At 35.3% G+C, this 15,521-nt stretch carries 14 protein-coding genes; 3 read left to right on the top strand and 11 right to left on the bottom strand.

Translation table 11 applies throughout. The features are described from left to right. Positions 1 to 109 precede the first annotated feature (109 nt). Complete coding sequence (locus tag GQ40_RS03510; RefSeq protein ID WP_047545792.1) at positions 110 to 352, top strand: hypothetical protein; 243 nt, start codon at positions 110 to 112, stop codon at positions 350 to 352. 92 nt (positions 353 to 444) lie between these two features. Here GQ40_RS03510 and GQ40_RS03505 read toward each other — a convergent pair whose 3' ends face one another. Both GQ40_RS03505 and GQ40_RS03500 read right to left on the bottom strand, forming a co-directional pair. Continuing rightward, the gene (locus GQ40_RS03505; protein WP_047545791.1) at positions 445 to 780 is read right to left on the bottom strand and encodes a DUF4870 domain-containing protein; all 336 of its coding nucleotides are present in this window, start codon (positions 778 to 780) and stop codon (positions 445 to 447) included. Between the two features lie 99 nt (positions 781 to 879). Further along, positions 880 to 1,464, bottom strand: a complete 585-nt coding sequence (locus GQ40_RS03500) for a methyltransferase domain-containing protein (protein ID WP_047545790.1) — start codon at positions 1,462 to 1,464, stop codon at positions 880 to 882. Between the two features lie 158 nt (positions 1,465 to 1,622). Between GQ40_RS03500 and GQ40_RS03495 the strand changes: the two genes are divergently transcribed. Together GQ40_RS03495 and GQ40_RS03490 are read left to right on the top strand one after the other, a co-directional pair. Continuing rightward, the gene (locus tag GQ40_RS03495) at positions 1,623 to 1,931 is read left to right on the top strand and encodes a hypothetical protein (protein ID WP_047545788.1); all 309 of its coding nucleotides are present in this window, start codon (positions 1,623 to 1,625) and stop codon (positions 1,929 to 1,931) included. A gap of 222 nt (positions 1,932 to 2,153) precedes the next feature. Beyond that, positions 2,154 to 2,660 (top strand): DUF421 domain-containing protein, encoded by a 507-nt coding sequence (locus GQ40_RS03490; RefSeq protein WP_047551379.1) that lies wholly within the window; start codon positions 2,154 to 2,156, stop codon positions 2,658 to 2,660. A gap of 131 nt (positions 2,661 to 2,791) precedes the next feature. On the opposite strand, the gene pdeM is transcribed toward GQ40_RS03490, so the two are convergent. The 9 genes from pdeM to bglX all read right to left on the bottom strand — a co-directional run bounded on the left by pdeM (position 2,792) and on the right by bglX (position 15,520). Beyond that, the gene (pdeM, locus tag GQ40_RS03485; RefSeq protein ID WP_047545786.1) at positions 2,792 to 3,439 is read right to left on the bottom strand and encodes a ligase-associated DNA damage response endonuclease PdeM; all 648 of its coding nucleotides are present in this window, start codon (positions 3,437 to 3,439) and stop codon (positions 2,792 to 2,794) included. Next, complete coding sequence (locus GQ40_RS03480) at positions 3,436 to 5,898, bottom strand: ligase-associated DNA damage response DEXH box helicase (RefSeq protein ID WP_262501131.1); 2,463 nt, start codon at positions 5,896 to 5,898, stop codon at positions 3,436 to 3,438. The genes pdeM and GQ40_RS03480 overlap by 4 nt, the downstream gene beginning before the upstream one ends. Then, the gene (locus GQ40_RS03475; RefSeq protein WP_047545784.1) at positions 5,895 to 7,490 is read right to left on the bottom strand and encodes an ATP-dependent DNA ligase; all 1,596 of its coding nucleotides are present in this window, start codon (positions 7,488 to 7,490) and stop codon (positions 5,895 to 5,897) included. The genes GQ40_RS03480 and GQ40_RS03475 overlap by 4 nt, the downstream gene beginning before the upstream one ends. Then, on the bottom strand, positions 7,487 to 8,509 hold the full coding sequence (locus tag GQ40_RS03470) for a ligase-associated DNA damage response exonuclease (protein WP_047545782.1): 1,023 nt from the start codon (positions 8,507 to 8,509) through the stop codon (positions 7,487 to 7,489). The genes GQ40_RS03475 and GQ40_RS03470 overlap by 4 nt, the downstream gene beginning before the upstream one ends. Before the next feature lie 126 nt (positions 8,510 to 8,635). After that, entirely contained in the window at positions 8,636 to 9,643 is a 1,008-nt protein-coding gene (locus tag GQ40_RS03465; RefSeq protein ID WP_047545780.1) for a LacI family DNA-binding transcriptional regulator, read from the bottom strand. Positions 9,644 to 9,704: 61 nt separating this feature from the next. After that, complete coding sequence (locus GQ40_RS03460; protein ID WP_047545778.1) at positions 9,705 to 11,429, bottom strand: T9SS type A sorting domain-containing protein; 1,725 nt, start codon at positions 11,427 to 11,429, stop codon at positions 9,705 to 9,707. Between the two features lie 97 nt (positions 11,430 to 11,526). Further along, on the bottom strand, positions 11,527 to 12,438 hold the full coding sequence (locus tag GQ40_RS03455; protein ID WP_047545776.1) for a T9SS type A sorting domain-containing protein: 912 nt from the start codon (positions 12,436 to 12,438) through the stop codon (positions 11,527 to 11,529). Between the two features lie 20 nt (positions 12,439 to 12,458). Next, positions 12,459 to 13,220: a family 16 glycosylhydrolase gene (locus GQ40_RS03450; RefSeq protein ID WP_047545774.1), complete on the bottom strand. Its 762-nt coding sequence runs from the start codon at positions 13,218 to 13,220 to the stop codon at positions 12,459 to 12,461. Further along, the gene (gene bglX, locus GQ40_RS03445; protein ID WP_047545772.1) at positions 13,220 to 15,520 is read right to left on the bottom strand and encodes a beta-glucosidase BglX; all 2,301 of its coding nucleotides are present in this window, start codon (positions 15,518 to 15,520) and stop codon (positions 13,220 to 13,222) included. The genes GQ40_RS03450 and bglX overlap by 1 nt, the downstream gene beginning before the upstream one ends. Position 15,521 lies beyond the last annotated feature (1 nt).

The raw sequence follows: 15,521 nt of genomic DNA, 5'->3' as shown, positions 1-15,521 counted from the left end.
GATAGAAAAAATAACAAAACGCAACTTGATCAAGTTGCGTTTTTAATTTTAGTATTACACCGAGCAATCCCAAATTTTCGGGTTGCTTTGTTAAAATAAACTCACAAATATGGGAAAGAAAATTTTAGGTTATCTGTTTTTATTCTTCGGAATTTTATGTGTTCTGAGTTTTATAGGAAATATTGTAAGTCTGATAATTGGTAGAAAAGGAGCATCAACTACTGAAACTTTTGAATTCATTGGAGCTATTGTAATGACTATTGTTCTTGGTTATGTGTTTTTCAAATATGGCAGCAAATGGACCAGAAAAAAGTCAAAAGTTAAAGATGAAATAAATTCTATTGGTAACTAATAATGGTTTTCTATTTCCGAAGAAATAATATATAAAAAACGCGCACTATAAAAAGTGCGCGTTTTCATTTACCTCTAAAAAAATAAAAATAACTAACTAATAAAATTAAGAGATAAAGGATATTTTGGAGATTCGCCATGACTTGCTTTAATAGCATTTGTGATTGGTAAAATAAATGATAGCAAACACAAAGCGATAAGTCCGAAGATGCCAACAATTATAAATACCAACGGAATGCAGATAATACTGTAAACCAAAATACTTAATTGAAAGTTTACGATATTCTTACCTTGTTGATCCATTTTATACACAGTCTCCTTTTGCGTTGCCCATATAACCAGTGGCACGATTAATCCGCCAAATCCAGTGATAAATGTAAGTAACTGACTAAGATGTGTTAATACTAAAAGTTGATTGTCCTGTCTCATGATGATTTCAAATTAATGATTGATTACCTATAGGACGCAAACTCCATCAAAATGTTACACCTTTAAAAGGATATTTGTTAGATCATTAAAAAGGGAACTCTATTCCTTAATGACTTCAAAGAACAATTCCTTCCCTTCCCTTTTTTTTATAGAGTTGTAGCATGGCTCCATCTTGAGTATTTTAAAATGCGTGGTGAATAATTTTTTATAGAGTGGCAGGTTTCCACCAAAAGGTGGTTGGTCATCATTGAGCGGGAGATTAAATAATACGCCAATTATTTTTCCCTTCGGAAGCAGTAGTTCATCCATTTTAGACATATAATCTGTTCTTAGATTGAGATGTAAAGCACAAAAGAAGGTTTGCTCAACAATGATATCGAACGTCATTTGTAAATCAAAAAAATTGCCATGGATCAATTGCGCTTTTGGGAAATTTGGTACTCGAGATTTGATATTGTCCAACGCTGTTTGGGACAAATCAACGACATACACATTTTTAAAACCAATTTTGTATAAATACTCAGCTTCGTAAGAATTACCACCACCAGGAATCAATATCTTGAGAGACTTGTTCTCCACTTGATCAAAATAGGCTTTGATTGGAGGTGACACTTCACCCAAATCCCATTGAATTTTATTGTCTTTATAACGGTTATCCCAATACTGCTGGTCGAGTGGTTCTATTTTAGCTTTTTTTTAATATAGTAAAATATAGTTGATGATTGCAAATAAGTTGAATACTTTGAATTTGGATGAAATGAATTATATTTATATATTGTAATAAGTTGTATTTAAGTTGACGCAACCTTAATGGTGTTTTTGCATCTTTTAAAAAAATAATTATGAAAAAACCAATATACCTTTTTGCATTAATTTTTGGATTATTTTCTTGTAGCTCAGACGATGAAACTCAAAATAACGGGTATGAATTTATAACAGAATATTCAACTACAGTAACTGTTGGTGGTGTCGTTGGAGTATCTGAGCGAACTTTTGAAATCGGAGAAGTTTATACTGGAATTGATCAAGGCAACGGTATAATAATAATTAGAATTGCAGAACATTCTGAATTGAATGACGATTGCCCAAATAGCTGGTGCTATCAAGAGCTTTTAGAAGTACCGACGGAATTTTTACAATTAGTAGAATAACCTACCTCTTATTTAGATACAAAATCCAGAAATCAAACCATTACAATAAATTAATTGGTTTTCCAATACTTACTACATTTTTGCGGATTTTCTATTAATTTTGTAAAAGTTAAATTAGATGATTTTAGTACGTAAAAATTTTTTTAAGCATTATGTGCAATGCTAAAAGAACTGTTACACGTTTATAATCACGAAACCTCACCCAGACTTAATATAAAAATTATGAATTTAGAAACCGCCATGTTAATAGTTATTTCAGTTCTCGGAATTTTTTCAGCCATTATGGTTATCACCAGAATATTTGGTTTGAGGACATTTGCAAAAATGTCAAGTTTTGATTTTGCATCAACTATTGCAGTAGGTTCTATATTAGCGTCAATTATAATAAATAAAGACCAAGGCGTATTAAAAGGTATTTTAGCTCTCTTTTGTGTAATAGGATTTCAAACACTATTCTCTTTTTTAGTCAGAAAAAGTGATTTGTTTAAAAAGCTATTTACCAACAAACCACAGTTTCTAATGAAAAATGGTGAAATTCTTTATGATAATTTAAAAAGATGTAACGTTGGAGTGAGCGACTTGATGGCAAAATTAAGAGAAGCTAACGTGCATAAGTTGTCAGAGGTTCAAGCAGTAGTTTTTGAAAGTACTGGCGATATTGCTGTATTACACAGTTCAGAAATTAATGAAGTGGAAGATATAATTTTGAGAGATGTTGAAAGTAAATAATTCTACGGAACAAGAAACTAAATAATTGAATGCACAAAAAACAGGACCTTAAGCTATTACTGTAAAACCCTTCACATAATGTCATATTAAACTAATGAAAATTACATTCTAAAGAGTTTATTCATTAATTCTCAAAACTCAAAAAAAGAAGTTTCCGTAAACGCATAAAAACAAACTCCATCTTTTACTCTTGACGTCGCCAAACCTGTAAATTCACTAAAGGCAGGAAGAATCAACTGATTTTGGGTTACTTTAAAACAAGGAAGTTTAATACGAGGTCTGCCTCTACTTTTTATCAACACACCAGGATGGATATGACCAGAAATGATAAAGGCATCATCCACTTTTTTGGGCTCATGTATAAATTTAAAAGGCGATACATCTAGTGACTTGTTGCAACAATCTATGGCAAAACTATCATAAACGTGATCTTTGAGTCTGTCGTGATTGCCTTTAATCAAAATGATTTCCAAGTTACTGTATTGATGTCTCCAATCTCTAAACAAGTCCATATCTGTATTGATTTCAGCATGAAATAAATCGCCAACGACAATGAGCTTTTTTGCTTGGTAGTGATCTATCAAAAACGATAATCGTTTCAAATCCTTTTTTTGAACGTTTGATGAAATGGCAATGCCATGTCTTCTGAAATGTGCAGATTTACCAATATGCAGGTCAGAAGCAATGAGCGTTTGCTCTCGTTTCCAAAATATTGCCCGTAAATTATTTAATTGTAGAGATTCACCATTAATAGTGATTTGCTTTTCAGCATGGATCATATTTTACTCTTTTTATAGACGTCTGCTTGTATGCGTGCGATTCGTTTATCTAGTTTTTCACTGGTTAAGGTTTGTCTCAAACTATCTACCTTAATAGGAAAACTTAAAGGTGTAAAGGTATTGGATTCTTTGATAATTAGCTTGCTTTTATTGATTCTCTTAAAGGCTTCCTTTAATCGTACTTCTTCCAATTGCTGATTAAAAACTTCAGTATAGGCTTGTCGTAATAATAGATTATTCGGTTCGTTTTCATCCAACACCCTAAAAATCAATCCAGATGAAGATTGCAGGCTTTTATTATTTTGATTGCGTCCAGGCATAGATTGTACCACAAGCCCAGAAATAACTGCAATATCACGAAATTTACGCGAAGCCATTTCCGCAGCATTAATACTAGCGATGACATCGTCCATTAAATGGTCTGCGCTTAAAAGTTCGCTAATATTTTCTTTATTGACCGGGATTTCTTGATCGCTTAGGAGTTCAAATCCGTAATCGTTCATCGCAATCGTAAAGGTCAGCGGTTTGATTTTGCCAATACGATAAGCAATCAATGCGGAAATCACCTCGTGCACCAAACGACCTTCAAAAGGGTACATAAACAAATGGAAACCTTCTTTGGTATTAATCATTTCTACCAAAAATTCATCCTCTTTCGGGATGTGTGAAAAGGCACTTTGTCGCGCAATCAATGGGTGTAAAAACTTAAGCTCACGTTCTCTAATTCCGGGATTTAGAGAATCGCTCAATTTTTTCCGAAGAAAATGACTCATGTACGACGTTAATGGTAATCGACCTCCAAGCCAACTTGGTGTAATCGCTTTTTTGGCTTTGCTTATGCGCACAAACGCAGTCATATCCTTAATATGAACCAATTCTAACACGCGACCAGCAAGTACAAAACTATCGTTGGGTTTGAGTTTGGTGACAAAATATTCTTCAATCATGCCAATATATCCTCCACTCATAAACTTAACACGCAACATGGCCTCACTAACAATGGCTCCCATATTCATGCGATGGAGCATGCTAATTCTTCTGCTTTTTGCTCTAAAAATCCCATTGTCGTCCTTTTCAACTTTATGGAATTCCTCGTATGATTTTAGCGTATTTCCGCCTTGTGTAATAAACTGGATTGCCCATGCAAATTCATCTTCGGTCAACATGGAAAACGCATGAGTGCTCAATAATAATTCATAAACGTTTTCTGCCTTAAATCCTTCTCCAACCGCCAAAGTGACCATAAACTGAACCATCACATCGTAGGTCAATACCATAGGCTCACGCGCTTCAACACGACGTTCTCCAACCGCTTCCCTAAGTGCTGCAGCCTCAATAATTTCCAGCGAATGGGTAGGGATCAAATAAATTTTGGACACCTCATAAGGCGAGTGACCACTACGACCAGCACGTTGCATAAATCGCGCAATCCCTTTTGCAGAGCCAATTTGGATGACGCAATCTACAGGTTTAAAATCCACTCCCAAATCCAACGATGACGTACAAACTACTGCTTTTAGGTTGCCTTCGGAAATGTTATCCTCAATCCAATTTCGTAAATTTTTATCAATTGATCCATGGTGGATGGCCAGCAAACCTGCCAAATCTGGATCTGCTTCCAAAATTATTTGATACCATAATTCCGACTGTCCTCTGGTATTCGTAAAAATTAAAGTCGTTTTATTTTCGTGGATGATCGGGATAATTTTTGATGCCATACTTTTACCCAAATGTCCAGCCCAAGGCAATACTTCTACTTCATCTGGCAACACCGTAACCACCTTGATTTTCTTTTTCTCCTTAGCGGTAATCATCACCGTTTTTAATTTTGGATACGGAAGGAGCACCTTACCTGCTTCTTCCAAATTACCAATAGTTGCGGTAATTCCCCAAATTTTAATGTCTTCGGAAATTGTAATCAATCGCGCCATTGCCAACTCCACTAGAATCCCTCTTTTGTTTCCAATCAGTTCATGCCACTCATCAACTGCGACACATTTCACATGTTTAAACCATTTTGAATTTTTTTTCTGTGAAAATAATAAATGAAGTGTTTCTGGTGTGACAATGAGAATATCTGGCATTAACCGTTCTTGTTGTCGTCTTATTTTGGTTGGTGTATCTCCATTTCTTACTGCGACTTCCCAATCCAAACCAATCTCCTCAACAGCAGTAGTCATCGCTTTGGCTAAATCTTTTGCTAGTGATCGCAAAGGACTTACCCATAATAATTTCAACCCTTTTTTGTAGTTTTCTGGATAGTTGAGATAGTCTATCACTACTGCTAAAAACACCGAAAATGTTTTACCAAACCCAGTTGGAGCAACCACCATACCGCTATAACCGTGATGATATTTAGCCCACGTTTGTTCTTGAAATTTGAATGGTTCATTCGCTTTTGAACCCATCCAATCCTCAATTATTTTATAGCCTTGTGAATTTTTAAACGATGTACTCAATTTGGAGACGTAATCAATTGTTTAACAGTTTCTATAGTATCGATTTCTTCAACCGGTTTGTCTTTTCGCCATCTTGAAATTCTCGGAAAACGTAATGCGACTCCAGATTTATGACGGTTACTTAACGCAATACCTTCAAAAGCAATTTCAAAAACCAATTCTGGCTTTACCGTGCGTACTGGACCAAATTTTTCGATAGCATTCTTTTTTACAAATCTACTGACTTCTTTTATCTCTTCATTAGTCAATCCAGAATAGGCTTTGGCAACCGTAACCAAACCGTCATCCTTTTTAACCGCAAAGGTGTAATCTGTATAGTGGGCACTTCTTCTTCCGCTCCCTTTTTGCGCATAAATCATGACTGCATCAATGGTTAATGGGTCGACTTTCCATTTCCACCAGTCTCCTTTTTTTCGACCAGTATGATATGGTGAGTTTTTCTGTTTGAGCATCAACCCTTCACTATCCTTGGCTCGTGCTCCTTGACGTATCGGGATCAAATCCTGCCAGCTTTCCGAAGAAATCAATTGGGATATAAATAAGGTTTTATTATCTGTTGCTTCCGAAGAAAACAATTTCTCTAATTTTTCTCTTCGGAAACTGAGCGGTTGTTCTCTAATATCTTTGTTATCCCACTCCATCATGTCATAGGCGTAAAAACCAATTGGTACGTCGTCGAGTAGTTTTTTGGTGACATTTTTTCTATTGAGTCGTTTTTGTAAATCGTTGAATAATAGAATTCCGTTATCTTTCAAAGCCAGAATCTCTCCGTCAATCACGAAATCGCCATCCAATTGTTCTATGGCCTCCATCAATTCTGGAAATTGCTCTGTAACGAGTTCCTCACCTCTTGACCAAATGAAAATTTCGTTGTTTCGTTTGACGATTTGTCCGCGAATACCATCCCATTTATACTCCACTTGCCAATCATTGACGTCACCCAACTCGTCTAATTCTTTTTCCAAAGCGTAAGCCAAACAAAATGGATATGGTTTTGAATTGTCGTAATTGATATGCTCACCTTGAAGTAACTCCTCAAAGGTAATTTCATTAATATCCCAATTACCAATAATACTGTGCATAAGCTGGTTAGCCTCAATTCCAGAATATTTAGCCAAAGCATTGACCAAGGTTTTTTTAGAAACGCCTAACCTAAAACTGCCACCAATTAATTTATTAAAAATGAGACATTCTTGAGTTTCCAAACCTGACCAGGCATTTCGGATGTAGGCTTCTTTTTCATCATCAGATTTTGCTTTAAGTTCAACAATTTCCTGCATCCATTCACTAAATAATTTTTCAATTTTATGCGTTGGCTCAGGTAATAATAATGCCATGGTTTCCCCCAAATCTCCAACCGTACTGTAGCTTTCGAAAAATAGCCACTCAGGTATTTCTGTGATTTCCATACACCATTGTTTCATCAACGTTGTTTTTACAGGGCGTTTAGGTCGTTTACCCGTAAAAATTGCAATGAGCCATAATTTATCTTTATCTGGAGCATGCGTGAAATAATCAACAAACGCTGCAATTTTATCGTTTGTTTTGTTGGTGATTTCAACAGCGCTTATAAGTTTTGAGAAATTCTTCATGATGCCTTTTGGGTTTTAGCGTCTTCAACAGATTCATCTTCATTTGAGCCATATTCGGTTTTTACTTCTGCGGAAGGAATGCCAATCTCATTAAGATATTTTGAAAATGTAGCTTGAGAACCGTGCGTGACGTATACTTTTTCGGCTTCGGTTGCTTTGACCGCTTTGAGCAGTCCGTCCCAATCTGCATGATCGCTTACAGGAAATCCAGCATCGACCGATTGCCAACGACGACTGCCTCTAATTTGCATCCAGCCCGAACAAATTGCAGTTGCACCATTTGGAATACGCTTGATCATATTTGATCCCAACAAGGCTGGCGGAACGACCACTATTTTATTCTGAACCGCTTTTTTATCTGTATCTGCTGTCCATAATTTAGTCTCTGGCAATATAATTCCTGAGGATTTTATAGCTTCATTGCAATTGTGGATTGCAGTATGCACATACATTTCATCCAAACCTTCCATTAATTTCATAATACGTTGTGCCTTACCCAAAGAATAACCAATAAAGATACTGGTACGGTTTTTAGCTTGATTTTGCAACACCCAATCGTGCATTTGTTTTTGGAGATCTTCTTCTTTTTGCCATTTGTAAATTGGGAGTCCAAAAGTGCTTTCAGTAATAAACTCATTACATTTTACCGGTTCAAAAGGTGTGGTTAGATTATCATTTTTTACTTTATAATCGCCAGAGAAAACCACTACAAACCCTTTATATTCTAATCTTATCTGTGCTGATCCAATGATGTGCCCAGCAGGAAAAAAACTTACTTTTACTCCGTTAATTTGTCGCTCTTTATTATAGGCTAAACTTTCAATAGAAATATCCTTGCCTATGCGATGCTGTAAAATGGGTTTAGATTCGTCATGGCACAAATAATGTTTCATTCCCCATCGTGCATGATCTGCATGCCCATGTGAAATAATAGCGTATTCTACAGGAAACCAAGGGTCTAAATAGAATTTTCCCGGGATGCAATAAATACCTTTTTTTGTGAATTTGACTAATTTCAAAATGCTTTTGAGTTTGTAATAAAGATAACTCTTTCTAAAAGCTTAAAACATTGAAAATTGTTTTGAATTAAAATTTTGTGGATTTGTGGCAGTAATTTTGTGTTTAGGCACATTTCCGAAGAAAAATTATTTTGTTGTACCCCTTAAAATAAGATTGGTTTTAATGGTTTTGGTTGTGTTTTGAGATAACGATTTATCGTTAAGTTTATGAATCAACATTTCTACAGATGCCTTACCAATATCAAGTGTGTGTTGAGAAACCGTAGATAATTTTGGGTCTGTAAACTTGAGTACATTTTCATCTGAGAACCCAATAATAGATAGGTTTTTAGGCACATCAATATTCAATTTAAGCGCTTTTTGTAACGCGACGACTCCAGAGGTATTATCAATCGCAATGATCGCGTCAATTTTTTTATCGGTATTTAGTAAATTCTCGATACGCTCCTCTATAGATTCATCACGCGAAATTGTAATTACATTTGGTTTTTCCTTGTATTTTTTATCTTCGGAAATTGCCTTGTAATACCCTTCAACCCGCAACTTGCCAACACTTAACTCGTCAATACTGCTAATTAAGGTGATGTGTTTTCTACCTTCGGAAAGGAGATGTTTCGTTGCCTCGTAAGCTGCACCAAAATCGTCAATAATCACTTTATCACAATCTATATCTTCTGAAACTCTATCAAATAACACAATTGGGATGTTCTGTTTTAAAATCGCGTTTATATGATCTACTTTTTTTAACACTTGTGTTTCCTCTGCAATTGACATGATAAAGCCATCAACACTACCATTTGAGAGTAATTGCAAACTATTTATTTCCTTTTCTCTCATTTCGTTTGACACACAAGTAATGATATTATAGCCTTGTTTGGTAGCTTCTTTTTCTATAGCAAATAATGCCTTGGCAAAGAAATGATTTAGAATATTTGGAATCACGACACCAATAGTATTTGTCTTGCTGCTTTTTAAACTTACAGCCAATCGATTTGGCTTATAATTTAAGAATTTTGCCAATGCTTTTACACGTTCAATAGTATCTGGACTTATTTCGTCACTATCGTGTAGTGCTTTAGAAACTGTTGATACTGATACGTTAAGTTGTTCTGCTAAGTGTTTTAATGTGACCATAAAATAAAAAAGAGTGTACTTTATAAAAATACACTCTTTTTTTTATAATTAAACTTAATAATTAATTTTTAATTAATTTGATAGTTTCGGTTCCGTTTTCTGAATTAATCTTAGCAAAATATATACCCGAATTTAATTTTGAAGCATCAATTTGTGCTTCATTATTATTTGGACTTATAGTTGATACTTGTTTTCCGGAGACATCAAAAAGAGTAATTGTTTTGATGATCTTGGTTCCATTAATTCCCCATTTGTCTTTTGCTGGATTAGGAAACACAGTAAATTGGGATGTGTTAAATTCATCTACTGATAATGGATTTAATGTGAGTATGATGTTATCAATATAAACGATACCTCCTTGAGCAGTTTGTTGCATGAATGGATCACACTTCCACTGGAAAAAGTTTGCACTTGAAAATCCTATCCCAGTAAAATAAGACATAGGAATTGAAACTTGTGTCCATTGACCGGTTACCACTGCTTCCTGAGTTCCGATTTCATAAGTATGCTCTGTAACACCTCCATTATTGCTTATCATTCTAAATTGAAATCCTGGAATACCTGGTTCTGCCCAATAGTTAAAATTGACGAATCCATAAGCAGAAACATCATCTGGTCCACCTTCTCCTTGTCCGTATCCAGCAAAATTGAAATCAAATTTTAAAGCTGTATTTACACCTGTTCCCGGATCTAAATCTGGCTCTCCTCCCAAAGTCCCAAAAGGATATTGAACTGGAAATATTGTAGTATAGCCATTGGTATCATTGTAAATGCTATATACCTCTCCATTTGGTGCATTTGGAATTGGAGCTGCTTCTGGATCTTCAAGAGGCACTACATTTGTACCACCTGCAATATCATCAATTAAATAGGTATCTACTGCTGTATTGTTGAAATCTGGAAATATAACCACCAAATCGTAAGTTCCAAGTCCTGCAGGGAAATCTATAGAAATGTCTTGCCAATCGGTACCTGTTGTTGTAAAAGGAAGCTCAGTTGTGCTTGAACCTAATTCAAATTTTAATAAGTGAGAGCCACTACCTGTGCCATTAACTGGCTTGATTCTAAACGTAATTGTGTTGTTAGAATCATCTGATAAATCTAATAATGTTCCTAATGGTAACTGAGCAGTATCAAATTCAAATGCACCTCCAGTAATAGAGCCAACATTATCACCACTATCAGTAACAATACTGAAACCGCAATCAAAACAATTGAATGTATCTTCTGCAGATTCAAAATCTATTGGAAATGCTGCGGTTGCAGGAGGTGGTGGCGCAACGTTAGTACCACCAGCTAAGTCATCAATCAAGTAAACATCATTTCCTGTATTACCAAAATCTGGAAATATGATTAAATTATTATAAATCCCTAAACCTGGCCCAAAGTCTAATGAAATTGTCTGCCAACCTGTACCTGTAGATGTAAAAGGTAACTCGACTGGATTATTGCCATCTAACTCGAACTTTAGTAAGTGAGAGCCACTCCCTGTTCCGTTTACTGCTCTCCATCTAAATGTGATTGTATTATTACTATCGTCTGAAAGATCAATATTCTCTTCAAGTAAACCAATAGTTTGGAGCGTATCAAAATTGCTTCCATTTCCTGTTATTTGGCCAACAGGATTTGAAGCATCCTCTGGGTCTGTTGCAAGCGAAAAACCGACATCAAAGCCAGTAAAATAATAAGATGGATCTGTAGACTCATCAAAGGTGTAAGGTAATGTTTGAGAAAACCCTATGGAGGTTATCATCATGAGCACTGATAAAAGTGTAATTTTTTTCATAATATAAAGTTTTAATGTTAAATGGATTAAACTAAAAAGGCCATACTCAAAAAAACAAGTATGGCTTTTTCAATGTGATTAGTATTAATTATGTAGCTTATTTCTTGACCAATTTTATATTTTTACTTCCATTTTCCGAAGTAATTTGAGCAATATACATCCCAGTTGTAAGATTGGTTGCATCAATATTTACGTTATTACTAGACGTGCTCATTGATACTACTCGCTTACCTAAAATGTCATACACTTGAACAGACTTAATCGTGCTGTTTGCATTGATCGTCCAATTGTTTTTTGCTGGATTTGGAAATACAGAAAATTGACTTGTGTTGAAATCATCAACACTCAATGTTGCAGGTTGAATAACGATACTGCCTACTGCATCATAAGCTGCATCAAATGATGCATCTGAACTTAAATTTGGTCCAATGAACTGAAAACCATATTGCACATGAGAATCTGCAGGAAACGCTGTTGCGTCCATACTTAAAGCGAATTCACCTGAAGTTGACAAATCAGCAATATCTGAACCGATAACCCCAGAAAAATCGGCGTTAAACACTTTTATAAAAGCAGTAGCATCATACGGAATACTTAAACCAGAATCATCAATTGTATTGGAAACAACATCTCCAGTAAATGAGAAAGAAGTACCAACCAAAGCATCATTTTGAATAAAGAGATTGGCATCCATAATTTTGTTCCCTTCCAAAACTCCCGCTGTTTGCCAGTAAGCATCTGGATCACCAATTCTATTTGGTTTTAGGGTTACTGTATTTGCATTTGTGTCTAAAATAGCCACTAAATCTGGAATTCCCCATCCAGAACCAAATTGAAAACCACCAATAGTACCATTTTTAGGATTGTCAAAAACGTTCATAAAGGCTCCTCCGCTTCCTCCATCGTCTGGTGAAGAAAAGTTAGTAGCATCAAAATCAATTGCTGTTTGGGCTGTTACTGGTAATAAAGCAATTAACATAATAGCAATAAGAATGTAGTTTTTTTTCATAATTTTCAAATTTTTAATTGTTAATAAATAGTAATATAATCTATAATAAACTCTTGTGGAAAGATTGATTCATCCACTTCCGGACCTCCAAAATTTCCTCCAATGGCCATATTCAATATCACATAAAAGGGTTTATCAAAAGGCCAGGTTTTATTATTTTTTGTTTCCGGAGAAAATGTATAAACGCGTTCATTATCGATAAAGAACTCAATGCTTTTTTTACTCCAGATGCTTTTGTAAATATGAAACCCTTCTTCTATTTCTTTATGGGTCGTTACTTTAGTATTTTCTGATTGGCCAAAACTATCTGCTGTATGGAGTGTTGTATGGATTTCATTTGGTGCCTTACCAACATATTCCATAATATCGATTTCACCACACAGTGGCCAACCTTTTTGATCTATATCATTGCCCAACATCCAAATAGCTGGCCAAATGCCTTTGCCCTGGGGTAATTTTGCTCTTACTTCAACCGTACCATATTTGAATTCTACTTTGTTTTTGGTAGTGATCTTACCTGAGTAATATGTATCAGCCCCTTTTGTCGCCTTGATGATTAACTTCCCATCCTTGACACTTATATTTTCTTCAATATAAGTTTGCTTTTCATTGTTTCCCCAACCGCAAAGTTCTGGACAACCGTCACCTAATTCGTAATTCCAAGAATTCATATTTAGTGAGGTTCCATCAAATTGATCCTCAAAAAATATAGATTTAGACTCCTCTTTTTGGCATGAAGCAAAACTCACAAACAAAAGCAATATGAATGTGATTTTCTTCATTATTCTAATTCGATTTTCTTTTCGAGTAATGTTTTAGAACTTCCTCCAACAAAGATTTTAAAATCACCAGATTCAAAAATAAAATTACCTTGATTATCATAGAAACCAAGTTCTTTATCAGTAAGTGTCATTGAGATATTCTTTGATTGATTAGGTTCTAGTTCAACCAATTCAAATCCTTTTAACTCTTTAACAGGTCTTGTTACACTGGCATATAAATCTTGAATATATAATTGTACAACTTCTTTACCCTTTACTTTTCCTGTGTTTTTAAGATTAAAAGAAACAACAACTTCTTTTGACGACTTTATATCTACAACTAAGTCTGAATATTCAAAACTTGTATAGCTCAATCCATGACCAAACGGATATAAAGCACCATTTTCTTCATCTTGATAATGTGACCAAAAAACAATATCTGGAGCTGGTAAAACTGGTCTACCCGTGCTTTTATAATTGTAATATAATGGTACTTGACCAACTCGTCTTGGGAAGGTCATAGGCAATTTCCCACTTGGGTTGTAATCACCATAAAGTACTTGTGCAATTGCGTTTCCGCTTTGGGTACCTAAATGCCAGGCCTCAACTATTGCCGGTATATTCTCGTCTGCCCAGGTTATGGTCAAAGGTCTTCCGTTATTTAAGACCAAGACAATATTCTTATTGACTTTGTAAACAGCTTCAAGTAAATCTTGCTGTACACCTGGCAAATCTAATTCTGTTCTACTTCTACCTTCTCCACTTTGCAATCCATGTTCGCCTAAAACCATAATAACAACATCTGCTTTTTCTGCTTCGGAAATCGCTTCTGGAAATCCACTTTTATCTGTTGTATTGATTTTAAGCTCGGTTACAAATTTGGTCTCACCGATAGTGACATCTGCACCCTTAGCATATGTAATTTGATTTCCGCTATATGCCTTTAAACCTTCAAGAACTGTTACAGCTGTACTATCATCTGCAGCAATTCTCCAACTTCCTAAAGGACTTGTATTATCATTTGCCAAAGCACCAATAACAGCAATCTTTTGTCCATCTTTTTTTAATGGTAAGAGATTGTTTTCATTTTTAAGAAGTACTATAGATTTTTTAGCCATATCAAGAACAGCGTCGTGATATTTCTGTTGGCCAGTGAATTCTTTTTCTCTTGCTTCATCCAAATATTTATAAGGATCATCAAACAAGCCTAATTCAAATTTGACTGTAAGAATTCTTCTGGCAGCATCATTAATTAATTCTTCATCAACTTTACCGTCCTTTACTAATTTAGCCAGTTCTTCAACATAAAGGTAGGATTCCATATCCATATCAGAACCTGCTTTAATAGCAATTTCTGCTGCTTGTGTACCATCCTTTGCGTGACCATGAGCAATCATCTCTGTGATTGATCCCCAATCTGAAACTACAAAACCTTCAAAACCCCATTCTCCTTTTAAAATATCTCTTTGTAAATATTTATCTCCCGTTGCAGGTACACCATTAAGTTCGTTAAACGAATTCATAAATGTTTTAACTCCTGCCTCGTTAGCTGCTCTAAACGGGGGAAATATGATATTATTTAAGGTTGACGTCCCTACATCTACAGTATTATAATCTCGTCCTGCCTCTGCAAAACCATATCCAGCGAAATGCTTGGCACAAGCTGCAATAGTGTTATAAGCAGATAAGTCGTCTCCTTGGAATCCCTCTACGCGAGCGACTCCAATTTTAGAACCTAAATAGGGATCTTCACCAGCACCTTCCATCACTCTTCCCCATCGTGCATCTCTAGAAATATCCACCATTGGTGCAAACGTCCAGTTTATTCCTGCAGCTGCAGATTCTTCAGCAGCAACATGTGCAGACATTTTTATAGCTTCTAAATCCCAACTTGCAGACTCTGCTAACGGAATTGGACTTATTGTTTTGTAACCGTGAATAACATCAAAACCTATTATAAGAGGAATGCCCAATCGTGTTTCCTCGACAGCGATTTTTTGTACAGACATTACCTCTTTAACACCTCTAACATTAAGCATTGAGCCAACATATCCTTTTTTTAGATGATCATACTTCTTAGCTGCATCACCATCTTTAGGTGTTGGACCCGTTAAATCCCAAAAGCCATTGTATTGATTCATCTGACCTATTTTTTCTTCTAAGGTCATTTTTAATAAAAGCGCATTGACTTTATCATTTATTGACAATGCTTTATTATCATCAATACCAATGGATGAATCTTTCGCAAAAACCTTTTCTATACAAGATGAACTAGATAGTAGAAGTAATAGAACGAAAAGAGATGTTATAAAGTGCTTCATA

It is taken from the genome of Psychroserpens sp. Hel_I_66 (assembly GCF_000799465.1).
GTDB lineage: Bacteria > Bacteroidota > Bacteroidia > Flavobacteriales > Flavobacteriaceae > Psychroserpens.
Note: the sequence above shows the minus strand (reverse complement) of the source record. Positions and strands in the feature narration are given on the sequence as shown.